Origin of the sequence: Paraconexibacter antarcticus, assembly GCF_024220175.1 — a bacterium.
Taxonomy (GTDB): Bacteria; Actinomycetota; Thermoleophilia; order Solirubrobacterales; family Solirubrobacteraceae; genus Paraconexibacter; species Paraconexibacter antarcticus.
Genome location: NZ_CP098502.1, coordinates 253,316 through 276,472 on the forward strand (window position 1 = coordinate 253,316; position 23,157 = coordinate 276,472).

The 23,157-nt window shown below is 69.3% G+C and carries 28 protein-coding genes and 1 pseudogene; 22 read left to right on the plus strand and 7 right to left on the minus strand.

The features are described from left to right. Positions 1-125 precede the first annotated feature (125 nt). Positions 126-1,115 carry a transposase gene (locus tag NBH00_RS01330; protein ID WP_254571559.1) on the plus strand — a complete coding sequence of 330 codons (990 nt, stop codon included), beginning with the start codon at positions 126-128 and terminating at the stop codon, positions 1,113-1,115. Between the two features lie 219 nt (positions 1,116-1,334). Here NBH00_RS01330 and NBH00_RS25375 read toward each other — a convergent pair whose 3' ends face one another. Continuing rightward, positions 1,335-1,889: a MarR family winged helix-turn-helix transcriptional regulator gene (locus NBH00_RS25375; RefSeq protein ID WP_367401278.1), complete on the minus strand. Its 555-nt coding sequence runs from the start codon at positions 1,887-1,889 to the stop codon at positions 1,335-1,337. Between the two features lie 86 nt (positions 1,890-1,975). Between NBH00_RS25375 and NBH00_RS01340 the strand changes: the two genes are divergently transcribed. Further along, positions 1,976-2,386 carry a GNAT family N-acetyltransferase gene (locus NBH00_RS01340; protein ID WP_254571561.1) on the plus strand — a complete coding sequence of 137 codons (411 nt, stop codon included), beginning with the start codon at positions 1,976-1,978 and terminating at the stop codon, positions 2,384-2,386. Positions 2,387-2,643: 257 nt separating this feature from the next. Here the strand turns inward: NBH00_RS01340 and NBH00_RS01345 are convergent. Then, positions 2,644-3,081, minus strand: a pseudogene (locus tag NBH00_RS01345) (IS1634 family transposase); the annotation flags it as partial. A 281-nt stretch (positions 3,082-3,362) separates the two neighbouring features. On the opposite strand from NBH00_RS01345, the gene NBH00_RS01350 reads away from it, so the two are divergent. Together NBH00_RS01350 and NBH00_RS01355 are read left to right on the plus strand one after the other, a co-directional pair. Next, complete coding sequence (locus tag NBH00_RS01350) at positions 3,363-4,739, plus strand: carboxypeptidase-like regulatory domain-containing protein (RefSeq protein ID WP_254571563.1); 1,377 nt, start codon at positions 3,363-3,365, stop codon at positions 4,737-4,739. Positions 4,740-4,821: 82 nt separating this feature from the next. Next, positions 4,822-5,376, plus strand: a complete 555-nt coding sequence (locus NBH00_RS01355; protein WP_254571564.1) for a hypothetical protein — start codon at positions 4,822-4,824, stop codon at positions 5,374-5,376. Between the two features lie 294 nt (positions 5,377-5,670). Here the strand turns inward: NBH00_RS01355 and NBH00_RS01360 are convergent, their stop codons facing one another. Then, positions 5,671-6,753 carry an IS110 family RNA-guided transposase gene (locus tag NBH00_RS01360; protein WP_254570847.1) on the minus strand — a complete coding sequence of 361 codons (1,083 nt, stop codon included), beginning with the start codon at positions 6,751-6,753 and terminating at the stop codon, positions 5,671-5,673. A gap of 223 nt (positions 6,754-6,976) precedes the next feature. Here NBH00_RS01360 and NBH00_RS01365 point away from each other — a divergent pair, with 223 nt between their 5' ends. Together NBH00_RS01365 and NBH00_RS01370 are read left to right on the plus strand one after the other, a co-directional pair. After that, a complete protein-coding gene (locus tag NBH00_RS01365) occupies positions 6,977-8,488 on the plus strand; it encodes a type I restriction enzyme subunit R domain-containing protein (RefSeq protein WP_254571565.1) in 1,512 nt (503 codons plus the stop codon). Between the two features lie 453 nt (positions 8,489-8,941). Next, positions 8,942-10,063, plus strand: a complete 1,122-nt coding sequence (locus tag NBH00_RS01370; RefSeq protein ID WP_254571566.1) for a hypothetical protein — start codon at positions 8,942-8,944, stop codon at positions 10,061-10,063. A gap of 21 nt (positions 10,064-10,084) precedes the next feature. On the opposite strand, the gene NBH00_RS01375 is transcribed toward NBH00_RS01370, so the two are convergent. Both NBH00_RS01375 and NBH00_RS01380 read right to left on the minus strand, forming a co-directional pair. Beyond that, positions 10,085-10,954 (minus strand): IS982 family transposase, encoded by an 870-nt coding sequence (locus tag NBH00_RS01375; RefSeq protein ID WP_254569017.1) that lies wholly within the window; start codon positions 10,952-10,954, stop codon positions 10,085-10,087. Positions 10,955-11,061: 107 nt separating this feature from the next. Beyond that, a complete protein-coding gene (locus NBH00_RS01380; RefSeq protein WP_254569016.1) occupies positions 11,062-12,147 on the minus strand; it encodes an IS630 family transposase in 1,086 nt (361 codons plus the stop codon). A gap of 518 nt (positions 12,148-12,665) precedes the next feature. Between NBH00_RS01380 and NBH00_RS01385 the strand changes: the two genes are divergently transcribed. Next, positions 12,666-13,130 carry an IS1096 element passenger TnpR family protein gene (locus NBH00_RS01385; protein ID WP_254569050.1) on the plus strand — a complete coding sequence of 155 codons (465 nt, stop codon included), beginning with the start codon at positions 12,666-12,668 and terminating at the stop codon, positions 13,128-13,130. Between the two features lie 3 nt (positions 13,131-13,133). On the opposite strand, the gene NBH00_RS01390 is transcribed toward NBH00_RS01385, so the two are convergent. Beyond that, positions 13,134-13,869 (minus strand): IS5 family transposase gene (locus tag NBH00_RS01390; protein WP_254571567.1). Its coding sequence is split into 2 segments (ribosomal slippage): positions 13,134-13,596 and positions 13,595-13,869, totalling 738 coding nucleotides; the frame shifts between segments, so codons are not numbered across the junction. Here NBH00_RS01390 and NBH00_RS01395 point away from each other — a divergent pair. The 13 genes from NBH00_RS01395 to NBH00_RS01455 all read left to right on the plus strand — a co-directional run bounded on the left by NBH00_RS01395 (position 13,787) and on the right by NBH00_RS01455 (position 21,231). Continuing rightward, positions 13,787-14,386 (plus strand): single-stranded DNA-binding protein, encoded by a 600-nt coding sequence (locus NBH00_RS01395; protein WP_254571568.1) that lies wholly within the window; start codon positions 13,787-13,789, stop codon positions 14,384-14,386. The genes NBH00_RS01390 and NBH00_RS01395 overlap by 83 nt on opposite strands. Positions 14,387-14,449: 63 nt before the next feature. Continuing rightward, positions 14,450-15,376 (plus strand): CHC2 zinc finger domain-containing protein, encoded by a 927-nt coding sequence (locus tag NBH00_RS01400; protein WP_254571569.1) that lies wholly within the window; start codon positions 14,450-14,452, stop codon positions 15,374-15,376. Then, positions 15,373-15,588, plus strand: coding sequence for a hypothetical protein (locus tag NBH00_RS01405; protein ID WP_254571570.1), 216 nt, complete (start codon positions 15,373-15,375; stop codon positions 15,586-15,588). The genes NBH00_RS01400 and NBH00_RS01405 overlap by 4 nt, the downstream gene beginning before the upstream one ends. Further along, entirely contained in the window at positions 15,585-15,941 is a 357-nt protein-coding gene (locus tag NBH00_RS01410) for a hypothetical protein (protein WP_254571571.1), read from the plus strand. Before NBH00_RS01405 ends, NBH00_RS01410 begins: the two co-directional genes overlap by 4 nt. 13 nt (positions 15,942-15,954) lie before the next feature. Further along, positions 15,955-16,113 carry a hypothetical protein gene (locus NBH00_RS01415; protein WP_254571572.1) on the plus strand — a complete coding sequence of 53 codons (159 nt, stop codon included), beginning with the start codon at positions 15,955-15,957 and terminating at the stop codon, positions 16,111-16,113. A gap of 314 nt (positions 16,114-16,427) precedes the next feature. Continuing rightward, complete coding sequence (locus NBH00_RS01420) at positions 16,428-16,763, plus strand: hypothetical protein (RefSeq protein WP_254571573.1); 336 nt, start codon at positions 16,428-16,430, stop codon at positions 16,761-16,763. After that, entirely contained in the window at positions 16,760-17,050 is a 291-nt protein-coding gene (locus tag NBH00_RS01425; RefSeq protein WP_254571574.1) for a hypothetical protein, read from the plus strand. The genes NBH00_RS01420 and NBH00_RS01425 overlap by 4 nt, the downstream gene beginning before the upstream one ends. Further along, positions 17,047-17,301, plus strand: coding sequence for a hypothetical protein (locus tag NBH00_RS01430; RefSeq protein ID WP_254571575.1), 255 nt, complete (start codon positions 17,047-17,049; stop codon positions 17,299-17,301). Before NBH00_RS01425 ends, NBH00_RS01430 begins: the two co-directional genes overlap by 4 nt. Next, on the plus strand, positions 17,298-17,531 hold the full coding sequence (locus NBH00_RS01435; RefSeq protein ID WP_254571576.1) for a hypothetical protein: 234 nt from the start codon (positions 17,298-17,300) through the stop codon (positions 17,529-17,531). The genes NBH00_RS01430 and NBH00_RS01435 overlap by 4 nt, the downstream gene beginning before the upstream one ends. Positions 17,532-17,649: 118 nt before the next feature. Continuing rightward, positions 17,650-19,308 (plus strand): ParB/RepB/Spo0J family partition protein, encoded by a 1,659-nt coding sequence (locus NBH00_RS01440; RefSeq protein WP_254571577.1) that lies wholly within the window; start codon positions 17,650-17,652, stop codon positions 19,306-19,308. A 121-nt stretch (positions 19,309-19,429) separates the two neighbouring features. Then, positions 19,430-20,329, plus strand: a complete 900-nt coding sequence (locus NBH00_RS01445) for an ArdC family protein (RefSeq protein WP_254571578.1) — start codon at positions 19,430-19,432, stop codon at positions 20,327-20,329. Positions 20,330-20,441: 112 nt separating this feature from the next. Beyond that, positions 20,442-21,020, plus strand: a complete 579-nt coding sequence (locus tag NBH00_RS01450) for an RNA polymerase sigma factor (protein ID WP_254571579.1) — start codon at positions 20,442-20,444, stop codon at positions 21,018-21,020. Between the two features lie 43 nt (positions 21,021-21,063). Continuing rightward, entirely contained in the window at positions 21,064-21,231 is a 168-nt protein-coding gene (locus NBH00_RS01455) for a hypothetical protein (RefSeq protein WP_254571580.1), read from the plus strand. A 31-nt stretch (positions 21,232-21,262) separates the two neighbouring features. Here NBH00_RS01455 and NBH00_RS01460 read toward each other — a convergent pair whose 3' ends face one another. Next, positions 21,263-21,886 carry a cation efflux transmembrane domain-containing protein gene (locus NBH00_RS01460; protein WP_254571581.1) on the minus strand — a complete coding sequence of 208 codons (624 nt, stop codon included), beginning with the start codon at positions 21,884-21,886 and terminating at the stop codon, positions 21,263-21,265. 77 nt (positions 21,887-21,963) lie between these two features. Between NBH00_RS01460 and NBH00_RS01465 the strand changes: the two genes are divergently transcribed. Continuing rightward, positions 21,964-22,332, plus strand: a complete 369-nt coding sequence (locus NBH00_RS01465; protein ID WP_254571582.1) for an ArsR/SmtB family transcription factor — start codon at positions 21,964-21,966, stop codon at positions 22,330-22,332. Beyond that, a complete protein-coding gene (locus NBH00_RS01470; protein ID WP_254571583.1) occupies positions 22,329-23,060 on the plus strand; it encodes a cation diffusion facilitator family transporter in 732 nt (243 codons plus the stop codon). Before NBH00_RS01465 ends, NBH00_RS01470 begins: the two co-directional genes overlap by 4 nt. Positions 23,061-23,157 lie beyond the last annotated feature (97 nt).

Below are 23,157 nucleotides of genomic sequence, written 5' to 3' on the forward strand. Positions count from 1 at the left end.
GGCGAACCTCGCGCCAGACCACACGACGATCGCGCGGTTTCGCCAGCGGCACGAGCGCGCAGGGCGACCTGTTCAGTCAGGTGCTTGGGCTGTGCGCGCAGGCCGGCCTGGTTGGCCTGGAGGTCGTGGCGATCAACGGCACCAAGATGCACGCCAACGCCTCCCAGCACGCGAACGTCGACTACGGGCAGCTGGCAAAGAAGACCCTCGAGGAGGCCGCCGAGATCGACGCGGCGGAGGACGAGCAGTTCGGCGAGCGTCGCGGCGATGAGCTGCCGGACGAGCTGGCGACAAGTCAGGGCCGGCGCGGCTGGTTGCGCGAGGCCAAGCAGCGCCTTGAAGCGCAGCGCGCCGAGGAAGCGCGGCCGATTCCGGCCTCGCGGCCGGCGCGGCTGAAGGACGCCAAGCGACGACTTGAGGAAGAGCTCTGGAGCGAGGTCCGGGCCAACAAGGCCTACGAGGCCTACCGCGCCCAAGGCCGAATGAAGGACGGGCGCCGGTTCGGGAAACCCCCGACACCGTTCACGCCGCCGCAGGTGCCGCAAGGAAAGGTCAACCTCACCGACCCGGACTCGCGCAACGTCAAGACGCCGCGGGGGTGGGTGCAGGGCTACAACGCCCAAGCGGCCGCCAACGGGGCGCAGATCGTGATCGCTGCGGAGCTGACGAACACCTCGCCGGACTTCGGGCAGCTCGGCCCGATGGTGGCTGCGGCCGAACGCGAGCTGCAGGCGATCGGCATCACCACCCTGCCGACGACGGTGCTCGCCGACGCCGGCTACTGGCACCAGGTGCAGATGGACCAGGTCGTCTCGCGCGGCATCCAACTGCTGATCCCGCCCGACGCCGGCAAACGCCGCGGTACCCGGCCCGGCTGGGACGGCGGCCTCTACGCCCACATGCGCCGCGTTCTTCAGACCGACCACGGCGCCGAGCTCTACGGCAAACGCCAAGGCATGATCGAACCGATCTTCGGCGACACCAAGTTCAACCGCGGCTACGACCGCTTCCAACGCCGAGGACGATCAGCCTGCCGCTCAGAATGGCGACTGATCACCGCCACCGGCAACCTCCTGAAGCTCTGGCGACACCACAACACCCCCGCCCTGGCCTAACAGCCCGGGGCGGCTGCGCCGCCCCGGCCACCGCCACGCCGGCCCGCGACCATTACGCAACAGCCACCGTCCGAAGCGGTAGCGGCTCGCCTTCATTCGGAAGGGGCAGAGACCTCCTGGTGGCCGGATGCGATTCAAGGCGCGGCGCAGCCGGTGAGGATCGATGTTAGGGGGCACGCGCCGTAGCGGCGAGCTGCTCGTTTGGCTCGCTGATCGTTCTTAGGTGGGCCGGGTGCCAGCGGCGAGGGCCTGGGCTCGGCGATGCACGGGGCACTGGTCTTGCGGGCAGCTCGGTTGATCGCAAAGACGGCAGAGGTGCGCACCCGCCACCGGAGATGTCGTCGCGGACTCAAGCAGCGTCGCGGCGATCCGCTCCAGGTGAGCGACGTCCTCGGAATCGAGCCGGCGCAGCACGTCCTGCATTGCAGCGCGCCGGCTCGCGAGAGCCGCCTCGACCCGTCGCTGTCCTGCCGGCGTCGGGTGCAACGCCACGGCTCGACCGTCGGTCGCCGCGCGCCGCTCGACCAAGCCACCGTCCACGAGCCGATTCAGGAGCCGCACCGTCGATGAGTGTGAGAGCGACAGCGCCGCCGCGAGCTGGGCATTCGAGCACCCGGGCGCTTCCGACACGAGCTTGAGCGCCGCGGTGGCTGTGCTGCTCTGGTTGGGATGCGTCCCCAGTGGCACCGCTGAGCGCTCCTGCAATGCGGTCGACAAGGCACCGAGAAGGTTCGCGGCCCGCGCTCGGTCGCCTAATGCTTGACGTGAAGTCATCTGCACGCGAGGATAGGTGCATCATGCACGTATCTCAAGTCGAGACCTCCCCCACAGTCGCCGCCGACGTCCCCGGGCTTCGCATCGTGCTCGAGCAGACCGGCCTGTTCCCAGTCGAGGCGCTCGACGACATGCTCGCCTCATTCTTCGCCTCTGAAGGACAGGAGCAGTGGCTGACGGCCCGACACGACGGAGCCCCCGTCGGCTTTGCGTTCTTCCGCCCCGAAGCGCACACCGACGGGACCTGGAACGTCCTGGCCATCGCTGTCCTACCCGAACACCACAGCGGCGGCATCGGCAGCCGGCTGATGCAGCACGTCGAGGACATCTTGCGCAGCGACGGCCAACGCGTGCTGCTGGTCGAGACGTCAGGAACATCGAAGTACAAGGCGACGCGCGCCTTCTACCGAGCCAAGCACTACACGGAGGTCGCGCGCATCCCGGAGTACTGGGAAGCCGGCGACGACAAGGTCATCTTCCACAAACACCTGCGCTGAGCGGCTGGACGTCGCTCGTCAGCTCGACCAAACCGCGCCAGCCGCGAGCAGTTCGAAGCTTCCCTTTTGCGCGAATAGGAGCGGGCGCCCCCGCCTCCGCGACCGCTCCATCTCGCCCGGGTTCCGCAGTGAGTAGGTGAGCGGATACGCGAAAAGCCCAGGCGGGGCCTGGGCTTTCGGGGTGTTTCGGCGTGTGTGGCCGTGTGCCCACGCGCGAGCGGCGCTCGCGGGGGCTTCTGGCGGGCTGTTGGGGGCGGTCAGGCGGGGGTGATCGCGGTGATCCGCGGCGGCGCCTTGACCTGCGCGGCCGCGAGGAACTGGGCGGCCAGCGCGCTGGGCGGGGTGGTCTGCTGAACCTGGCCGTCGGGCCCGGTGAGCGTGACGAGGTGCAGGCGCTGAAGCTCGAGCGCGATCCGGCGCCAGGTGTGGCCGGTCTGGCGTTCGGCGATGCGGATCATGAGCAGCGCGAGCCAGCAGATCAGCACGTGGGCGCGGATGCGGTGCTCCAACCTGTGGAACACGGGGCGCAGCTCGAGCGTGCTCTTCATGTCGCGAAATCCGCGTTCGGCCTCGAGCAGGTTCTTGTAGCCCAGCGCCACGTCCTCAGCGGACAGGTCGGGGTCGCTGGTCGAGAGGAGGTACTTGCCGTCCAGGCGCTCCTCGGCCGCGATCTTCTTGCGATCCAGCAGCAGCCGAGGACAACCAAGCCCCGACCGCGACCATCACTCCCGACACCGCGCTCGCCACCGGCGCATGGGTCAGCGGTAGCCAGCCGCTCAACTACAACGCCCAGGACAACGTCGGCGTTCGGCTGGCGCGGCTCACAAGCGGCGACCAGGCAAGCGACGCCGACAACCGTTCGTGCGCCGTTGCGACGACGGATGGCGCATTCGCGAACCCGGCGCCGTGCGCCAATGGCCCTGGTCACCTCGTTGTCGACACGGCACGGTTTCCCGATGGAACACAGCAGGTCGCAGTGCAAGCTCAAGACACCGCAGGCAACCTCGGCCTTTCTCCGAGCGTCACGGCGCGTGTCGACAACACCCCGCCAGGACGAGTCGACGTCGGCCTCGAGGGAGGCGACGGCTGGCGCAACACGAACGACTTCGCCGCGTCATGGACGAACCCCGCGGAGAACGATCGAGCCCCAATCGTCGGCGCGACCTACAAGATCTGCTCGGCTTCAGCCTCGGGCACCTGCACACAGACCGATGTACCGGGCGACGGGATCTCGCGCATCCCACTGCAGGCTCCTGGCCCCGGGGAGTGGACGGTCTCCATGTGGCGTCACGACGCCGCAGGCAACACGGACCCCGACGCCGCGTCCGTGCCGGTGACGCTGCGCTACGACCCAGAACCGCCGCAGGTCAGCTTCAACCCGCCCGACGCAAGTGACCCGACGCTCATCACCGCACCCGTGGTCGACAAGATCTCGGGCCTGGCCGACGGCTCGATCGAGATCAGCCCCGCCGGCTCGGGGACTTGGCAGGCGCTGAAGACCACGACCGACGGAGGCCGCCTCGTCGCTCGCATCGACGACGCGACGCTGCCCGCCGGCAGCTACCAGGTCCGGGCGACCGCCCACGACCAAGCGCACAACGAAGCCTCCACCACGCAGCGCTCTGACGGACAGCCGATGACGCTCACCCTCCCGCTGCGCATCGCCACCACCCTCGGAGCGGGAATCCCCCGAGAGCGAATCGAACGCACGACGGTCCGCCGCCACGGCAAACGACGGGTCACGCAACGACGCGTCACCCGGGTCTTCCACAGCATCGCGCTCGCCCTCGGCCGACGCGCACAGATCGCGGGTCAGCTGACCAACCGTGACGGCCAGGGCCTCGCGGGCGCCGACGTTCAGGTCCTCGAGAGCTCGGAGACCACACCCGAGCATCTGATCGGCGACGTGACCACCGATCCGGCCGGGCGCTTTACCTACACCGCATCGGGCACGACCTCACGAACTCTTCGCTTCACGTACGCGGGCTCGGCGGTGACGCTTCCGGCGCAGTCCTCCGTTCGCCTCGTCACCCCAGCCGCGAGTTCGCTGCGCGTGAACCGTTCCAGGGTGCTCAACGGCCAGTCGGTGACCTTCGGCGGGCATGTGGCGAGCGTCCCCGTTCCGGCCGGCGGGAAGCTTGTCCAGCTGGAGGTGCAGCTCGCAGGTCGGTGGCAAACCTTCCGGACTGTGCGCACAGACCAGGCAGGAAACTGGTCGGTGCCCTACAAGTTCGCGAGAACCCGCGGCATCCAGTGGTACCGATTCCGTGTCGAGCTTCCGCGCGAAGCGGGCTACCCGTTCGCCGCGGGAACATCGAAGTCGATTCGCGTCCGGGTCAGGGGCCGCGCATGAGCGGCCGCGGCTTTAAGGCAGGCAAGCGGAAGGAACGCAGATGAAGGTACCCAGGCCAAGGAGCGTGACTTACGCGAACGTGATGTCCACGCTCGCGGTCTTCATCGCGCTCGGCGGCAGTTCGTACGCTGCCTACTCCATCAGCGGAAGCCAGATAAAGAACCGATCGATCATCGGCCTCAAGCTCCGTCACAACACGCTGACGGGCACCCAGATCCGCGAGGCATCGCTCGCCGCCGTACCTCGCGCGTTCAACGCCGCACGCGTCGGCGGCCTCACGTCCCAGGATCTCAAAATCAAGTGTCCGCCCGACACGCTCCCTGCGGCCGGAGTCTGCGTCGAGCGGACCGCTCGGCCGCCGGCCGCGTACGGCAGCGCCGTGTCGACATGCATGCTTGTCGGCACGCCGCAGGCACCGGGTCGCCGGTTGCCGACGTACAACGAACTCGCCGCTGCGTTCTCGGCGGTCGATCCCGCCCCGGGGGGAGAGCTCACCTCGAGCGTCTACCCGTCGAGCACCTCACCGGGGCACGTGGACGCGCTCTACATCACTGACAAGTCCGGCGCGGTTGGGGTGACCCCCGACACCGCAGCCGGGAGCAAGGCCTACCGCTGCGTCACGGAGCCCCTGAACTGATATGGACGGCCGTTCGTCAACCTAGGGTCGGCGAAGTGGCGCATTAGCGCTCGTTCGTGTCTGTGCTGTCGGCTGGGTTGGTGGCGGTCCGGCAGGCTGTGCGCGACGCGCGGTCAGACTGATATGCGCGGGTTGGGTACCGCAGGACCAGGGGTTCGTCGTGGGGAGCCGCTGTCTAACATCGGGCGTGGCCGGCCCCCTGACGAGGGCGGGTTGCTCATAGTTCAGCCGCGGGTTCCCCGCGCGGTGCCGGGCCGCCACCGACCCAGCCGACGGGATGTCGCCGGGTTCAGGTCACTCGATCTGGCCGATCGCCCACGTGAATCCGGCGAGCTCGCGCGCTGCGGCGACGGCGATGATCGTGCGGCGTTTGCCGCGCTGCTCAAGGCGGTTCCATGTGCGATACAGACGCCGCTGCGCGGTCCAGGCGATCGCGACCGCTTCGGCGGGCTGCCCGTCGTGGCGATCGCTCAGCGCCTTGGTGACCCGCGGCGCCTTGCGGTAGTGCCAGGCAGCCTCGACGAGCAGCCGGCGCGCGTGCCCGGAACCGGTCTTCGTGATCGAGCCGAGGCGGCGACTTGAGCCGGTGGTGTGCTCCGAAGGGACCAGGCCGATGTAGCTCATGAGCTGCTCGGCCCGGGCGAACCGGGCGAAGTCGCCGACCTCCGAGCACAGCCCGGCGGCGGTGAGCGTGTCGATCCCGCGAAGGCACCGCAGCCGGGCGACCTGCACGCCCCACGGTGAGCTCGGAAGCATCCTCGTGATCTGCGCCTCGAGCTGATCGCGGCGATGCACGAGCACGTCGGCCGCGCCGCGCAGGTCCAGCAGCGTCGCCTGCGCCGCGGGCCACACGAGGTCGACCTGATCCAGCCAGTCACGGTGGCGCTGCGTCCATGCCTTGCCGTCATCGAAGCGATGGTCGTGACGCAGCAGCAGCTTCGACAACCGGTGGCGGGCACGCATCAGGTCCACCCGCACGGCCTCGCGCGCCCGGATCAGATCGCGCAGCGCCTCCTCCTCGTGGCCCGGCACCCGCACCGGATGCAGCTTCCCCGCCCAGAGCAAACGCACGAGCAGTTCGGCGTCACGACGATCAGTCTTCACCCGGTCACCCGACGCCCGCGGGATCTTGCTCGGCGCCGCGACCACGCACGACACCTGCCGCGCCGCGAGCTCCCGCGCCAACCCGTACCCGGTCGGCCCGGCCTCATACGCCGCCCGCACCGGCCTGGGCAGTGCGGCGCACAACCTGGCCGCCTCACGCACGTCACCGCGCAACGCGAACCACTGAAGCTCGCCGCTCTCAGCATCGAGCACCGCCGCCACGATCTTCGCGGCGTGTACGTCCAGACCAACGAGGCTTCTAGCCTTCGTCATGGCCGGTCTCCTCCTCTGTGGTTGTGGGCCGCTGCGCGGCTGCAACCGCACAGCTCAAACGTCACCCCACGACCCTTCGCGAGGGACCGGCCACTTCTACCGCCCGCCTCAGACAGACGACTCAGAACCACCGCCGCCAGCGACGGCCCGATCCATATGGTCTAACGAGGTCTTCGGGACACTTGGCGCCGACGGCACCAAGCACGCGTTCCACACCTACTCGATGCGCCAGGCCATCGAGGAGGACTTCATCGAGGACGTCCTGCGCAACTACACGACCTACGAGGAGATGCTGCGCCTCGAGGACCAGGCGCAGCGCCAAGTCGAGCTCCCCAAGGGAAAGGCGTCAAGCGCCCTCTCGCGCTTCGCGAAGTTCCATCCGTACCTCAAGGCGCAGAAGGCCGTCGTCGTGCTCGACCACTACGAGCGGATCGTCCGCGCCCACGTGGGCGGACAGGCGAAGGCGATGGTCGTGACGGCCAGCCGCGAGGAGGCAGTCCAGTGGAAGCGCGCGCTCGACAAAGAGATCGCCAAGCGACGGTCGGACACCAAGACACTTGTCGCGTTCTCGGGCGAGGTGACCATCACCCATCCCGAAGCGGACAACCTCGGCGAGGAGTACACCGAGCCGCAGATGAACACCGTCGACGGGCGCTCGCTGCCCGAGAAGCAGCTGCCCGACGAGTTCGACAAGCCGGCCTACGGGCTGCTCGTCGTGGCCGAGAAGTACCAGACCGGTTTCGATCAGCCCAAGCTCGTGGCGATGTACGTCGACAAGACACTCACCGGCGTCAACACGGTTCAGACGCTGTCACGGCTGAACCGGACGCACCCGCTGAAGACCGAGACGTTCGTGCTCGACTTCGTCAACGACGCCGAGCACATCCGAAAGGATTTCGAGCCGTTCTACGGTCGGACTGAGGCGACGCCGACCGACATCGACGTGCTGTTCGACGCCGAGAAGAAGCTGCTGAGCCACGGGGTCATCTACCCGGCCGAGGTCGACGCCTTCGCTGTCGCGTGGTTCGTCGTAAGCGAGCCAGACCACTCGGCTCTTTCGGGTCGCACCCAGGGGGCGTTCGACCGCGCCACCGACCTAGCCGATGAGAAGCTCGACGAGTTCCGCGACGACCTCGACCGCTTCGTCCGGTTCTACTCGTTCCTCTCGCAGGTCGTCCCGTACCTCACCGAGAGCAGCGAGAAGCTCTACGCATTCTCGCGCTTCCTCGCCCTCCGGCTACGGGAGCGCCGCGTCGGAGGCGGGCTCTCCGTCGACGTCTCGCTCACGCACTACCGGCTCACCGAGGTCGCGACCCACACGATCAAGCTCGGCGACGAAGAGGTCGGACCAGGATCCGCGATCGGCGGCGACGGCACCGGACGCCGAGGCGACATCCCGGTGACGCTCCTCGGCGAGCTCGTCGAGCTCTTCAACCAGCGCTTCGGCGAATCGCTCACCGACGCCGACGCAGTCCACCCGGCCCAGGCGCTCATCGACCACATCGACCGCGAGCAGTCAGGGACCCTGAGACCGCAGGCGGCGAGCAACGACTTCGACGACTTCCTGCGCGGCAAGGAGCCGTTCGTCATCGACGGCGCGCTCGACGCAGGCAAAGTGTCCGCCGACTTCTTCCGTGGCGTGCTCGACGACGAAGACTTCCGACGCCGGACCACCTACCTCGCGATGCGCGTGCTCTACGACCGCTACCGCGACGCCCCAGTCGCGGACCACTGACGCGTCGAGTGAGACCTCCGTGCGTTGCGTGCGTGCGCGGGTGGGTGTTCGTTTCTAGGTGTTCGTCTCTTGCTGTTCGTCTTAGGAGACGAACAGGTCGCCGCCCCGCCTCCGGCCCAGATCCCGCATCAGGCCTGGGCTTTCGAGGAAGGGGGGTCCACCGCTTCGCGCTGGACCCCCCTTCCTCGACCTGCAAAAAGAAACAGGCAGGGCAGCCCAGGCAAGAAAGGGATGGGCCGGAGGCGGGGCGGCGGCAAGGCAGAAGCAGTGCAGGAGCAGGATGAGTAAGAAGAAGAAAGGAAAAAGCAATCAGGGGCCGGAACGGGTCGATGGGGGAGGTCGTCGTAGGACGAGGGGGAGCGGTCGGGGCAAGGTTGCAGGAGTGGAATGGCCAGAGGGAAGAAGTCGGCTCGCGGGGAGGTCGATCTCGCGACGTTCGAGTGCGACCGCAGGGTGCTCGACGTCGTCGTCACCGGGGGTTTGGTCTCCTCCCTCCGCCGGTACTCTCGGTGCGTGAGCGAGTCCGCTCTAGGTCGACACGGCATGCCGGTGGTCCGGGTAGTCCAGCTCGGATTTCGGGACGCCGCCCAGCGTGCTTTCAGCGAGGCGCTGACAATCCGAGATGCCGACGACCTCGCGGCTTACGTCGCCGTCGTCGGAGCCCCCGTCTTCGATGGGACGATCAAGGGAAGGCTCGATCTCGCCGACGTCGCCGGCCGCTACGCGGCTGCGGTCGCCGCGATCGATCAGTACCCGGGGATGGACCCCGACCCCGACCAGCGTTTCTTGCGGGTGGTCGCGAAGCTCAGCCACGACGCCGGGTGGGACGCGCGGAGCATGGCCGCCGGCCGCACCCTCGTAGATCCGCACGCGCTCGACGGACTCCAGCTTCGGTTTCAGGACTTCATGCCCATCAACGCGGCGATCCTGCGCGACGGCGCCCGACGGCTCCTTCACGCCGCGGTCGCACCCGAGGTCAGCGCGCAGGACCTGCTGCGTTTCCGCGCACCGCTGGACTCGGCGATGAGCGTCCTCGTGTTGCCCGTGTGCGCCGAGTGGCTCGACGCGCGTGAGGCAGCGAGTTGGGGCATCGGGCTCGTCGTCGAGGCGCTCACGCCCGGCAGCGCGCGCGTCGTCGATGGCCGCCCCGATCCACCCGGGGGACGTGGCCGGGAAGGTCTGTCCGCCGCGATCGCGGCGAGCGCCTGGCTCCTCGGCGGACCGTCGATCGACACGGCCGAGGAGGATCCAGACCACGCCTCGTCGGCGGCACCGCCTGTAGCTGTCGCGCGGGCGGCGGAGCTCATCGTCTCAAGCGCCGCGATGCTCTTTGCTGCCAGCGACGGCCAAGCCGCCCGTCTGGGACCTACGGACATCGCCGAGCACCTCAAAAACAGCGTCCGATGGATCTTCGACGGCTTCAACGACGCGCTAAGGGGAATCACGAGCCCTCGTGACCGGCACCTCCGGACCGAGGGCGCCGCTCGGTCGCTGGTGTGGCTTACGCACGTCCCCGAACTCGAGCTCGAGGCCGGACTGCACCGGTTGCCGGACACGGATCGCTGGACCACCTAGATGGTTCGTTCCACGGATCGGTCAGGCGTAGTAGGCAGTGAGGTTGCGTGGTGGGCGGCCGAGGCGTTCGTTGAGAGCGATCGCGGCGGTGAGAGCGAGGAACTTGGCGGCCAGGCGGGTGCGGAGCGTGTGGAGCTCGCGGGCGCGGTGGTCCTCGAGGTTGAGCATGTCTTTGCATGTCCAGAAGATCGATTCCACGCATTGCCGGATCGGGGCCAGGTGCGGCTCTTTGCCGGCCTCGTCCTTGCGTCGGGGGCGGACGATCGTGGCGCCGAGCGCGGAGGCTTGGGCGTGGAAGTCGCGGCCGGAGTAGCCCTTGTCGCCGATGACGGTGACCGGGCCGTTGCGGTGGCAGCGGGCGAGCATGTCCAGCGCGACGTCTCGTTCGCCCGTTTTCGGGGAGGTCAGGGCAAGGGCGCGTGGAGTGCCGTCGGTCGCGAACAGGCCGTGCAGGCGGAAGCCCCAGAAGAAGCGGGAATGGCTGGCGCAGTAGCCGTACTCCGCGGCGTTGCCCAGGGCGCTGCGGCGCGTCGTTTCGACCGAGCGACCGCATTCGACCGGTGTGCTGTCGACCACGAGCAGGTCGTCGTCAAAGCCGTTGGTGTGGCGGGCGAACTCGAGGATCAGCGCTTCGATTTTGTCCGACAGGCGCTGGCGGCGTTTGACGAAACCCGGGCGCTTGGGCAGTCGCGGGAACAGGTGCCCCAAGCGATGCGGTGCCATCGCCCAGAACTGCTCGTCAGAGCTGATCCGCAGTACCTGCTGAGCCACGCTCAACGTGACGACCTCCGCGTCGGTCAAGATCCGTTTGGCGTTCTTGCCCTTCGCAGGCAGGAGATCGTCGCAGGTGCAGTAAACAGCGATCAGCAGCAGGTCGAGGTCGGCGTCCATCGAGGCCCCCAGGGTCGGCGTTGGCGAGATAGCACCGCCGACTTCGACCTGCCTGCTTATGTCACCTGCCTACCCGACTCCTCCGCCCCCGCCGTGGAACGAACCATCTAGTGTTCTGATCGGTTAGTTTCGTTGCAGCGGATGGCGATGGATTCGAGGATCTCGTCGCTGCTCTTGGTCCAGGTGAACGGTTTGGGGTCCTCGTTCCAGGTCGCGACCCAGTTGGTGATGTCCATGTTCAGCTTGCGAACTGAGCGATGAGCTGAGCGCTGCAGCAGCTTGCGGGTCAGCTCGGCAAACCAGCGCTCGACGAGGTTGATCCAGCTGCTGCTGGTCGGGGTGAAGTGCAGCACGAACCGGGGGTGCGCTTTGAGCCAGCGCTGGATTGCCGGGGTCTTGTGCGTGCTGCTGTTGTCGAGGACCAGGTGCACGTCCAGGTCGGCCGGGACGGCCTTGTCGATGCGCTGAAGGAACTTCTTGAACTCGACGGCGCGGTGGCGCTGGTGCAGTGCGCTGATGACCTGCCCGCTTCTCACGTCCAGCGCGGCGTAGAGGCTTGAGGTCCCGAAGCGCTTGTAGTCGTGGGTCACGCGCTCAGGGGTCCCGGGGCGCATCGGCAGGATCGGGGCGGTGCGGTCCAGTGCCTGGATCTGGGACTTCTCATCAACGCACAGCACGACAGCTCTTTCGGGCGGGTTGAGGTAGAGGCCGACGACGTCGTGGACCTTGTCGACGAACAACGGATCCTTGGACAGCTTCCACTTCTCCTGGCGGTGCGGCTGCAACCCGTACGCGTGCCAGATCCGCAGGACCGCGTTCTGCGTCAGGCCGGCCTCCTTGGCCATCGACCGCGTCGACCAGTGCGTGGCGTCCTTGGGCGTGGACTCCAAAGTCTTGACCACCACCGCCTCCACATCCTCATCGGTGATCGTCCGCGGGCGCCCCGGACGCGGCTCATCCAGCAGCCCGTCCACGCGCCGCTCGACAAACCTGTTGCGCCACCGCGTGACCGTCGGCCGGCTCACACGCAACCGCTGCGCGATCTCCGTGTTCGTCCGCCCGGCCGCCGCCTCCAACACGATCTGTGAGCGCTGCGCCAACCCCCGGGCGCTCTTGCGGCGCCGCGCGAAGCCCTCCAGAACGGCGCGCTCCTGGTCGGTCAACACGATCTCACGGGCGGCAGCGATAGGCATGAAGTATCCATGCCCCCGCTGCAACAGAACTAATCAATCAGGACACTAGCGGGGGCCAGGTCGCCCGCCCGTCCCTCTTGTGCGGCAGAGGCGCATGGGAGGGACCACGACAACCAACCGCTCAACCCCGGCCGGCCAGCACGCGAGCGACCCCCTTTCGAGCGGGCCGCGGCGCGCGGCGACCGCGGATCGCCGCCGCTCTCTGGGCCTCGTGAACGGGCGAGTGCGCCCGTCGGCCAGCGCTTGCGTGTCCCCGTGCTCGGTGGACACGGGGTGTGTGTCTGCCACGGCGGCATATTCGGCGCCGGCGGAGGCGGTGGGCAAGTCGTCAAGCCCTGTGCGGGCTCAGCGTGGTGGTCGCGATGGGGCGCGAGTGGCTCCGCCGTTGGCGCCGGGGACTGCCTTGTCAGACACACGACCCGCCCCCACTGGGGCAAGGAGGACACGATGAATCGCTGGACCGGCACCGGGCACCTGACTAAGAAGCTGTCTCAATACCTGCGTAGGCTGTCGCGGGGATGGCGCGGACGTGGTTGCAGATCAAGGTCGACCTGGTCGGTGGGCGTGGAGTGCGGTGTCGTCCCTCGCCGGGTCGGATCTTCATCGTTGGTCCGGGGCACACGTTTCAGCAGTTCGCGGATGCGATCAACTCCGCGTTCGCGCGGTGGGACCTTTCGCATCTGCATAACTTCGAGCTCGCGGACGAGCGGCTGATCGGCTACCCCGACGACTCGTTCGGCCCGGAGATGACGTGGCTTGACCACGCGAAGCTGAAGGTCGCGCGGGAGCTGAAGCCCGGTGATGAGTTTGAGTACGTCTTTGACTTCGGCGACAACTGGCAGCACCACTGCACCGTGCTTCCAGAGAAGGCCGACCCCGCCGAGGAGTACGGGCCGGTGCCCCCGGGCCCGGTGGCGATCTGGGGGTGGGGCTCGATCCCCGATCAGTACGGCCGTCGCGCCTTCGATGACGATGGTGAGTGACCGTCACTCAGCGAGCTTGCGCTGGCAGACCACGGCGCAGCCGAGCAGCATGAACGCCAGGTGCAGCTCACCGGAGCGTTCGTAGCGGATCCGCAGCCGGCGCAGGTTGTGCAGCCACGCGAAGGTCCGCTCGACGACCCAGCGCTCGCGGCCCAGGTGTGAGCCGTGCTCGACCCCGCGACGGGCGATGACCGGCTTCACGCCGCGTTTCCACAGTTCGCGGCGGTACTTGTCGTGGTCATAGCCGCGGTCGGCGAGGACCTTGTCGGGGCGGGTCCTGGGGCGGCCGACCTTCCCGCGGACCGGGCCGACGCCGTCGACGAGCGGCAGCAACTGGGTGACGTCGTTGCGGTTGCCGCCGGTCAGGCTGATCGCCAGCGGAATGCCGTGACTGTCGGTCAGCAGGTGGTGCTTTGACCCGGTGCGGGCACGGTCAACCGGCGAGGGCCCGGTCAAGGCCCCCTTGAAGAGCACGGACATGGCTGCCGTCGACAACCCCGGTGGACCAGTCGATCCGCCCGGCGGTGTTCAGTCGGCGCAGCAGTTCCTGATGGAGTCGGTGGAACACCCCGGCGGCCTGCCACTCGGCCAGGCGGCGGTGCGCGGTCGCCGGCGAGCAGCCGACCTCACGGGGCAGATGCTGCCACGCGATCCCGGTGAACAACACGAACACGATCGCGTTGAAGCACACCCGATCATCCACGCGCGGCCGCCCGCCCCGAGGATCAGGTCGGTGCACCGGAAGCAGCGGTGCCGCGACCTCCCAAAGCTCGTCGCGGACCTTCCACATCGACGCGGCCACCAGCCACCTCCACAGCCAGGGTTATGTCTCCCTGGCTACGTTCGCCACGCCGCCCCCAAGCCCTCCCCGCCGAGGTATTGAGACAGCTTCTAAGGACCCGAAGTTCCTGGAGACCGAGAACGGCACCTCGATCTGCACGCTGCGCATCGCCGTCAAGCGCGCGGGCAAGCAGGGCCACGACGGGTACTTCGACGTGAAGTGCTTCGACGCTCAGGCCTCAGCCTGCGCGCAGTACCTGAAGGCGGGGCGCGAGATCGCGCTCGACGGGCGCCTGCTGTTCGACGAGTTCCAGACCCAGGACGGCAGCTACGCCTCCCGCGTCTACATCGTCGCCGAGCGCGTCGAGTTCCTCGCCAGCCGCAACCGCACCAACGCTCAGGCCAGCCCCGAGCCGTCGCCCGAACAGCCCGCCGCCAACGGCGACGAAGCGCGCGAGGCCAACCCGGCCGCCTGAGACACATCGCGGGCCCGCGGCGCAGCACGGCCGCGGGCCCGACGACTTCCACCGGTGAACGTCATGACCACCAATCCCCTCACCCGCCATGAGACCGTCATCCGGTTTCTCTCCGTCCTCGCCGGCCGCGGCAGCGCCGGTCAGCTGCTCGAGCTGCGCTACCGCCTCGAGGACGGGCAGCGGATGGGCCAGGTCTTCGACCGGCCCTCCCGCGCCCGAGGGCTGGCGACCCGGGCGATCGCGCTCGGCCGTCGCACCGACGTGTACGTCGGCTGCGCGCCGCGCACCCGCCGCCACGGCGGACGCGACGCCGTTCGCCACGCCCACGTCCTCTGGGCCGACTGCGACGGCACCGGCGCCGTCGACGCGCTCCGCGCATTCGACCCCGCTCCCGCGATCGTCATCGCGTCGGGCACCGGCTCCAACTGCCACGCCTACTGGCCGCTGACCGAGCCGATCGCCCGCGACGAGGTCGAGCGCGGCAACCGGCGCCTCGCGCACGCGCTCGGCGCCGACCCCGCGTCAGCCGACGCCGCCCGCATCCTCCGCGTCCCCGCGACCTGGTCACACAAGCACCAGCCACCCACCCGTGTTGACGCGCTCGCCTTCGACACCGACCGCCGCGTCGCGGCGGCGGACGTCGTCGGCGGCCTCGCCGACCCGCCCGGGCCGTTGGCCCCGGCGACTGTCGCTCGCGACGGTGACGATCCGCTGCAGTCGATCGCGCCCGACGTCTACGTGCGGCGGCTCCTCGGCGTACAGGTCCCGCGCCACCGCAAAGTCAGATGCCCGTTCCACGAGGACCGTCACCCGAGCCTGCACGTGTACGCCACCCCGGAGCGTGGCTGGTACTGCTACGGGCGCTGCCGGCGCGGCGGCACGATCTACGACCTCGCCGCACCGCTCTACGGCTACGCCACCACCGGTGAGCAGTTCCTCAAGCTCCGCACCGAGCTGCGCCGCCTCTTCGGACTGGACCCGGTCCGGTGACCGACCGACTCGACGAGCGCGCGTTCCGATACGTGCACTGCGACATCCCGGCGGGGGTGACGATCGCGCAATGGCGCGCCGCCCGCGCCAAGACGCGCGAACGCAGGCCGAGCATCCGGCAGATCGCGCGCCGTCACATCGCTGCAGCGATCGTTTACGTCCGCGCGCGGCGCCTGTGGGCGTCGCACCACCGTCGGGCAGCACGCGCATGAGACGGACGCTCATCCTGGGCGCCGTCGTGCTCCTCATCACGAGCACGGTCGTGACCGTGCTCGAGGGCACGCCCGGGCAGCTGCCCGGGATCGCGCTGGGCTCGGTGGTCCTGCTTCACGCCGAGCGCGTGCTGGCACTCGTCGTCGTCAGCGTCGCCGTGCTCACCGTCGTCGTTCGAGCCGGCAGCGGACACCTGCCCGTCGAGCTGTCCACCAGCGGGCTGCGCTACGAAGCCGAGGCCGCCGACGACACCGCCCGCGCCGTCGCCGACCTACAAACCCAGCTCGACGAGCTCGCCAACGTCGTGCTCGTCATCGCCGAGCGTCTCGACGCCATCGCCAATCGCCCCTAACCTGAACGACACCGTGGCCACGCACCCGACACCCACCACCGAACCGCCGACCTCGGTCACCGAACTCGCTCGCGCGATGCAGGCGCGCAACGCTCCCCGCCGCGCCGAAGTCGAACGTCGGGTGGCCTCACTGCGCCGGATCGCCGAGCGCCTGCGCGCAGCCGGCCGGTAACCCCCAAGACCTCGCTCTGAGCGGAGTCGCGCGGCGCATCCACCGCGCATCGGGGCAGGGAACAGCCGAGCACTGATCGCGGCGACCTGCGCGGGTGCGGGCGCCCGGGCATCGGCACAACGCAAGCAGACCGTCGCACGGCTGTCAGGCCCCAGGGTGCAATCCGCCGCACCGGCTTCATCGCACCACGAACCGCCCTGAACGGGACGAGGCGGAACTGGGTGGTGCGAAGGACGCCTGACGGCGACCGGAAGCCGGCGCGTGCGTTCGCACCCGGGACCCACAGCCGCACGCCGGCCCGCTTCTGCGTGGCCATGCCCAGCACCCACACCACACAGACCCGCCCACCTCAGGACCCGGCGGCCCCGCCCAAGCCCACCGCGAAGCAGATGCGTTACCTGCGCGACCTCGCCGACCGCCTCGGCCAGACGTTCACCTACCCCACAACGCGCCGCGAAGCCTCCGCGGAGATCCAGCGCCTGAAGGCCCTCGCCTCCGGCCGCGAACGCGACCTGGACCGCGACACCGCCCGCCGCGAGCACCTGCAGACCAGCCGCGACATGGCCGAGCAGTTCGGCGGCGACAGCCGCCACACCGACGACGAAGTCACCGGCTACGGATCCAGCGCGACCTGGAGCAAGCGCTCATGAGCACCCACACCCAGCCCCGCGGCGCGACGAACGACCGCGTCGTCCTCGCCCGCTACGAGATCAGCGCCGGCGACCGCCTGATCTGCGGACAGCGCGTCGACGGCCGCGTGCGCCTCACCGACATCCCCGCACACGACGGCGGGCGCCGCTACCTCATCGAACGCGGCCTGACCTCGATGGGCGAGCTCGAGGCGATCGTCGCCGACTACCTCCAGCAGGCCGCCCACTGGGACGCCATCCCCGCCGAGACCATCTGCCTCGACCACCTCGCAGCCCAGGCGTCATGACCAGCGGCGACTACCCCGACCCGGCCGAGCGCGCCGACCTCGACGAACGCGAAGAAGTCATCGTCACGCTCCTCGGTCGCTACCTGGAGCGCCGCGAGACGGGAGCCCCACCACAGGCCCACGACCTGCTCGCCGCCGCCGCAGAGTTCGGCGACGACGCCGCCTGCCAGCTACGCACCGTCCTGGCGTTCTACGAGGCGATGCGCGCCCGCGAAACCACATCCGCGCCCTCGGTAAGGTCGACGTCGTGACCGCCCAGCCCGCCCCGATCGTCACGGAGGTCCTCCGCTTCGAGGACCTCCCGCTCGGGTCCCACGGCACCCGCCGAGCCGTCGTGCGCTGGAGCGACGCAACCGAAGGCGAAGCGTTCGCGTGGTACGCCGACGAGATCCTCATCTGCGAAGGCGACCTCATCGGCAAGACCGCCGCGCAGCTCCGGTCCCTGCACCTGCGCAGGGACCGCGACCGGCTTTCGTCCTAACCGGGCTCCGCCCGCCGGCGGGCCGACCCGCCACCCGAGGGTGGCACGCCTGACGGCGTGCGGGGTGGCGGGGGATCGGCCCGCCACCGGGGCGGGCCCCGAGGTCCAGGAGGACCCGATGGCCGCCACCGCCAACCACGCCGCACACCACCTCGCGCCCGAGGAGATCAACGTCCCCGACAACGTGCGCACGCTCGACGCCGAGCACGTCAAGGCGCTCGCCGGATCGATCCAGCTGCAGGGCATCCTCGTCCCGCTCGTCGTGCGCCAGCACGAGGACGGCTTCGAGCTCGTCGCCGGGTTCCACCGCATGGCCGCCGCCCGCTCCCTCGGCCTGACCGAGGTCCCGGTCGTCGTCCGCGACGCCGACAACGAAGACGCCGACCGCGCCGTGGAGAACATCACCCGCAAACAGCTCAACCCCTACGAGGAAGCCAAAGCCGTCCGCGCGATGCTCGCCCGCGGCTTCAGCGAGGACGGCACCGCCCAAGCCCTCGGCTGGCCCAAGGCCCGCGTCACCGCCCGCGTGAAGATCCTCGAGCTCCCCGACCGCGCCCAGCAGCTCATCGGCGACGGCGTCATCCACCTGGCCGCCGTCGATCAGCTCCGTGCGATCGGGGCCGTCGCTCCCGGACTGCTCGACGCCGTCATCTCCTACCTGGATGACGGCAACGCCTGGGCCGCCGAGCGCCTCGTGCGCGAGCCCGGATGGGTGCTCGACGCCGCGATGACGCACACCACCGACAAGCGCGTCTTCGCCGCCTACCTGCACACGGCAAACCCGCACGAGATCACCGAGCTGCGCCTGGGCAAGAAGACCGACACCGCCTACGCCGACGCCGAGAAGCTCCACAAGCAGCTGGACCGCTACAGCTACGGACCGCCGACCGTGCGCTTCACCGACGAGGACGTCGACCGCGCCCGCGCCGCCGGCGTCCTGATCGAGTTCGAGCGCGGCCGCCCGATCATCGTCGACCGCCCGCTCTACCGCGAGCTCATCAAGGACGCCGTAGCGCGCACCCTCACCGACCTGGAAGCGCGGGTCGCCCAAGCCGCCCAGGCCAAGAAGCAGACGCGCTCGAGCACGGAGCCCGCGGACCCGGTCACCGTCGCCAAGCGCGAACGGGACACCCGGCTGCGTGACCTCGCAGACCAGGCCCACAACGCCAACACCGACCTCGGCCACGCGCTCATGCACGAGCTCGCGGCCGTCGACCCCAGTGACCTGAACGTCGCACGGTTCTTCGTCTACGCCCTCCTCGGGGCCGACCACGACAGCTCCCCCTACACCCAGACCGGCGAGCGGATCGCACGAATCGCCGCGAGTGGGATCCGCCTCGTCATCGAGGACCTGCGCACCGACATCACCAAGACCCGCAAGGACGGAAGCCGCGGCCGCCTGCGGATCGACTACGGCGAGCACCGCGATCCGCAGGCCGCGATCGCGTGGCTGTGGAAGTTCCTCGACGGCGCCAAAACCGCCGGCGAGCTCTACGGCCGCGCCTTGGTCGTGATCGCCGCCGAGCAACACGCCACCCGGCTCGTCCTCCCCGCAAGCCAGCGCACCCCCGCCATCCGCTGGAGCTCCCACAAGGACCACGCCGCCAAGGCCCTGCGCAAGCTCGCCGGTCCGCACGTGCCAACGACACTGACCAAGCTCGAGCAGGCGGTCACGCGCGCCCACGCCGAGTACGAAAAGGCCGCGACCGCCGCCAGGGACGAGCCCGCCAGCGTCAGCGACTCCACGGTGGAGGAGGACCCGGTCGACGCCGAGTAGCCGGGGCCACGGGTGCAAGGGCCGACCGCCACCCGATGGTGGCACGCCCTGGCGGGCGTGCGGGTGGCGGGAGATCGGCCCGCGCACCCGGCGCCGGCCACCCGAGCACAGGAGAGCGAGCATGCCTCGTCGACCCACCCGCACGCCGTTGACCGACGCCGAGCGCGACGCCCGCCGGGCCGCCGACCGCGACCGCCTCGAGCAGGCCGCCCGCGCGCTGTTGACCACCGACGGCTGGCAGCGCTGGATCAAGGTCCGAGGAACCAACGGCCTCGCCAGGTACAGCGTCTCAAACCAGCTGCTCATCGCCGTGGACTGCTGGAGCCGCGGGATCACCCCGACCTACGTCGCCGGCTTTCGCGCCTTCCTGGACCTCAACAGGTGCGTCCGGAAAGGATCCAAGGCCATCAAAATCCTCGCGCCGTGCCCGGTCAAGCAGCGCGACCGGAGCGGCGAGAACACGGGCGAGAAGCGCATCTTCTTCCGCACCGTCCCGGTCTTCGATGTCTGCATGACCGACCCGCTCCCGGGCAAGGACCCTGTCCCGCTGCAGCCGCCCGCGGAGCCGATCACCGGCGACAGCCACCGACACCTGATCGCACCCTTGACCGCCCTCGCCTGCGAGCTCGGCTACACCGTGGAGATCCGCGACCTCCCCGACGGCGGCCCCGGCGGCTGGTGTGACCCGAAGGCCAAGCAGATCGTCATCGCCGCCGGGCCGGCCAATAGCCAGGTCCGCACGCTCACCCACGAGATTGCACATGGGCTCGGCGTCGGGTACGCCGAGTACGGCCGCGAGCAAGCCGAGGTCCTCGTCGACTGCGTCACCTACATCGTCTGCTCCTCCGTCGGACTCGACGTCGGCGGCGAGTCGATTCCCTACATCGCGGGCTGGGGGGAAGACGGTGCGCTGGACGCGATCCGCGCCTACGCCGGGACGATCGACACGCTCGCCCGCCGCATCGAGGACGCGCTCGAGACCCAGCCCGACGCCGCGGCGAACGAGGCCGCAGCCGCGTAGCGGGTCGGGGACTGCACGCCCCGCATGGTCGGGCAAACCCGGCCGGCGGCGCTGCGGTGAAACGATCCGCAGCGCAACGTCGCGCCGGCCGGGCTCGCCCGGGACGGGGCGCATGCAGCCCCCGACCCACACCACGCCACCACCACCACGTGGCGACGAAGGCGAGCTCTACCGCCGCCACCACCGCGACCTCGAGCGCGCCGTCGCACGCAGTGTGCGCGCACCACGCGAACTCATCGAAGACGCCTGCCAAATGGCCTGGATGACCCTGCTCCGCACCCAACCGGAACGACTTGCAACCTTCGCGTGGCTGCGCCGCGTCGCGATCAACGAGGTCTACCGGCTGTCCCACATCGAGCGACGCGACGCACGCCTCGATGCCACCAGCGACCGATGCCAAGCATCGGCCGATCCAAACGCGCTCGAGAAACAACTGCTCGCACGCGAAGCCCTCCACGCCCTCTCCACGCTCCCCGAGCGCCAACGCCGGGATCTCACCCTCCACGTCGCCGGCCACTCCTACACCGAGATCGCCGAGTTGACGGGCGGCCGCACCTACACCAACGTCGCCAAGACCCTGCGTAAGGCAAAAGCCCGCATTCGCCTCCTGCAGATGCAGAGCGAACTCGAATCGCCAACGAGCGCCGAGGGCGAACGGCAGGGGGCCAACAACCCCGGCCGCCCCTCTTAGCTTCAGAGATGAGCAACGACGGAGCGCATACCGCGAGGTCCGCATGCGACCTCTCCTGATCGACCTCGAGGTCCTCACCCCTGGCGAACAGCGCGACCTCGCCAACGCGCTCCTCCGCGCCGCGTGGAGCGCCGCGATGGAAGGGACCCGCATCATGCTCCTCGACCTCTTCGTCGAAGTCGACGAGAGTGTCCACGGAGATACGACATAACGCGCGCCGTCACGGGCACGCTGCCTACACCTCAAGGGCCGTGCCCCAGCGCTTGGCGGCCTTCGTGGAGTCCGTAGTAGACCATCACCAAGCCGGCCAGCGGATCTGCCCACCACCACCCAAGCGCGGCGTTGGCGAGGAGCCCGACGAGCACCGCCGCGGCCAGGCCGGCGTCGATCACTGTGATGCGGGCCTCGGCCTGCAGCACACGATTGCCGAGCGCGCGCCCAGTGCGCCTTTTCCCTACTGCGAGTGCGAGCATCACCACGCACGTCATCGCCGTCCACGCGATCCCCAAGTTCGACTGCTCGGGATGGCTTGCGTGGATCACGGTGTACGCGGCCTGCGCGGCGATGTAAAACGCCAGTGCCACGAACGCACCACCGATCAGTCGTAGCGCGCGGCGCTCGCGGCCGCCAGCGGTGTCGCGGAGTTGCCAGATGACGACGGTGGAGGCGCCGATCTCGATCAGCGAGTCCAGTCCGAACCCGGCGAGCGCGACCGACCCGGAGCCCAACGCGGCGACGATCACCACGACCGTGCCAACGGCGTTCCAGCCAAGCGTCGCGTACTCCAGCGCGAGCCCCCTACGCCGCAGCACCGACGCCGGTGGGCGCGTGCTGGACCTCACCTCATCGCCGAGCCATCCGCCCATCGGCCGGAGCGGGTCCGGCTCGGAACGATGCGCGCAGTATTGAACAGTTGAAAGATCATGCGAGTATATTTGGCTGCATGGCACATGGCCACACCGACATCGACCGCCTACTGGATGACCCCGGCTACGCGCGCGCTACGGCAGAGAGCATGCAGGCGCTCGCCGCCCCTAGCCGTCTGCGGATCATGGCCCGGCTGCATCGAGGCGACGCGTCCGTCAGTGAGCTCGCCGACGCGGTCGGCATGGAGATCTCGGCGGTCTCCCAACAGCTGCGGGTCTTGCGCCACCTGGGCTTGGTCGTTGGCGAGCGTGCCGGCCGCCGCGTCGTCTACACCCTGCACGACGATCACGTCGGCGAGCTGCTGACCCAGGCCGTGGCGCACGTCGAACACGTCCGGCTCGGCCTCGCCCGCCAGCACGAGTCCGCGCGGCAGGCCGTCGCATGAGCGCCGCCACGAAGCCTCATGGACATGGGAGCGGGCACAGCCACGACGGCGCCGGGCATGGGCACTCTCACGGGCTCGTCGACCGCTCGATCACCAGCTCGCGTGACGGCCTGCGGACCGTCGGTGTCAGCCTCGCCGTCCTGCTCGCCACCGCGCTCGCCCAGACCGCGATCTTCCTCAGCACCGGAAGCGTCGCGCTGCTGGCCGATCTGATCCACAACTTGGGTGACGCACTGACCGCGATCCCGCTGGGCATCGCGTTCCTGCTGCGCTCGTTCGTCGCCGAGAAACGCGCCGGCTACTTCGTCGTGGCCACGATCTTCATCAGCGCCTGCGTCGCCTCCGCTGAGGCGGTCAACCGGCTCATCCACCCGCAGACCCTCGACCATCTCTGGGCCCTCGCCGCAGCGGGCGCGATCGGCTTCGTCGGCAACGAGATCGCCGCCCAGGTCCGCCTACGCGCCGGACGCCGCCTGAACAGCCCAGCCCTGGTCGCCGACGGCTACCACGCCCGCACCGACGGATTCGTCTCCCTGGCCGTCCTCGCCAGCGCCGCACTCGTCGCGCTCGGCTTCAAGCTTGGCGACCCGATCATCGGCCTGGTCATCACCGCAGTGATCCTGCGCATCACCTGGCAGTCGATTCAGACCATCAAGGCCGACCCCGGCGACCCGATCGACGAGCAGGACTCCCCCCACCACCATGATCACCCGCACGAGGACCACTAACCCTCGATCCACCGATCCATCCGGGGTCTGAAGTGGAGTGACCTCCCAAGCAGGGCTTGAAAGCGGTCGTTCGCGGCGACCGCGGCTCTGCTCAGGA

What these genes read in the sequence shown, in the direction of transcription:
- NBH00_RS25375 (WP_367401278.1), bottom strand. Translation starts at nt 1,889, where the DNA reads ATGACTTCACGTCAAGCATTAGGCGACCGAGCGCGGGCCGCGAACCTT.
- NBH00_RS01355 (WP_254571564.1), top strand. Translation starts at nt 4,822, where the DNA reads ATGTCCACGCTCGCGGTCTTCATCGCGCTCGGCGGCAGTTCGTACGCT.
- NBH00_RS01360 (WP_254570847.1), bottom strand. Translation starts at nt 6,753, where the DNA reads ATGACGAAGGCTAGAAGCCTCGTTGGTCTGGACGTACACGCCGCGAAG.
- NBH00_RS01365 (WP_254571565.1), top strand. Translation starts at nt 6,977, where the DNA reads ATGCGCCAGGCCATCGAGGAGGACTTCATCGAGGACGTCCTGCGCAAC.
- NBH00_RS01375 (WP_254569017.1), bottom strand. Translation starts at nt 10,954, where the DNA reads ATGGACGCCGACCTCGACCTGCTGCTGATCGCTGTTTACTGCACCTGC.
- NBH00_RS01380 (WP_254569016.1), bottom strand. Translation starts at nt 12,147, where the DNA reads ATGCCTATCGCTGCCGCCCGTGAGATCGTGTTGACCGACCAGGAGCGC.
- NBH00_RS01385 (WP_254569050.1), top strand. Translation starts at nt 12,666, where the DNA reads ATGGCGCGGACGTGGTTGCAGATCAAGGTCGACCTGGTCGGTGGGCGT.
- NBH00_RS01400 (WP_254571569.1), top strand. Translation starts at nt 14,450, where the DNA reads ATGACCACCAATCCCCTCACCCGCCATGAGACCGTCATCCGGTTTCTC.
- NBH00_RS01410 (WP_254571571.1), top strand. Translation starts at nt 15,585, where the DNA reads ATGAGACGGACGCTCATCCTGGGCGCCGTCGTGCTCCTCATCACGAGC.
- NBH00_RS01420 (WP_254571573.1), top strand. Translation starts at nt 16,428, where the DNA reads ATGCCCAGCACCCACACCACACAGACCCGCCCACCTCAGGACCCGGCG.
- NBH00_RS01425 (WP_254571574.1), top strand. Translation starts at nt 16,760, where the DNA reads ATGAGCACCCACACCCAGCCCCGCGGCGCGACGAACGACCGCGTCGTC.
- NBH00_RS01430 (WP_254571575.1), top strand. Translation starts at nt 17,047, where the DNA reads ATGACCAGCGGCGACTACCCCGACCCGGCCGAGCGCGCCGACCTCGAC.
- NBH00_RS01440 (WP_254571577.1), top strand. Translation starts at nt 17,650, where the DNA reads ATGGCCGCCACCGCCAACCACGCCGCACACCACCTCGCGCCCGAGGAG.
- NBH00_RS01445 (WP_254571578.1), top strand. Translation starts at nt 19,430, where the DNA reads ATGCCTCGTCGACCCACCCGCACGCCGTTGACCGACGCCGAGCGCGAC.
- NBH00_RS01450 (WP_254571579.1), top strand. Translation starts at nt 20,442, where the DNA reads ATGCAGCCCCCGACCCACACCACGCCACCACCACCACGTGGCGACGAA.
- NBH00_RS01455 (WP_254571580.1), top strand. Translation starts at nt 21,064, where the DNA reads ATGCGACCTCTCCTGATCGACCTCGAGGTCCTCACCCCTGGCGAACAG.
- NBH00_RS01460 (WP_254571581.1), bottom strand. Translation starts at nt 21,886, where the DNA reads ATGGGCGGATGGCTCGGCGATGAGGTGAGGTCCAGCACGCGCCCACCG.
- NBH00_RS01465 (WP_254571582.1), top strand. Translation starts at nt 21,964, where the DNA reads ATGGCACATGGCCACACCGACATCGACCGCCTACTGGATGACCCCGGC.
- NBH00_RS01470 (WP_254571583.1), top strand. Translation starts at nt 22,329, where the DNA reads ATGAGCGCCGCCACGAAGCCTCATGGACATGGGAGCGGGCACAGCCAC.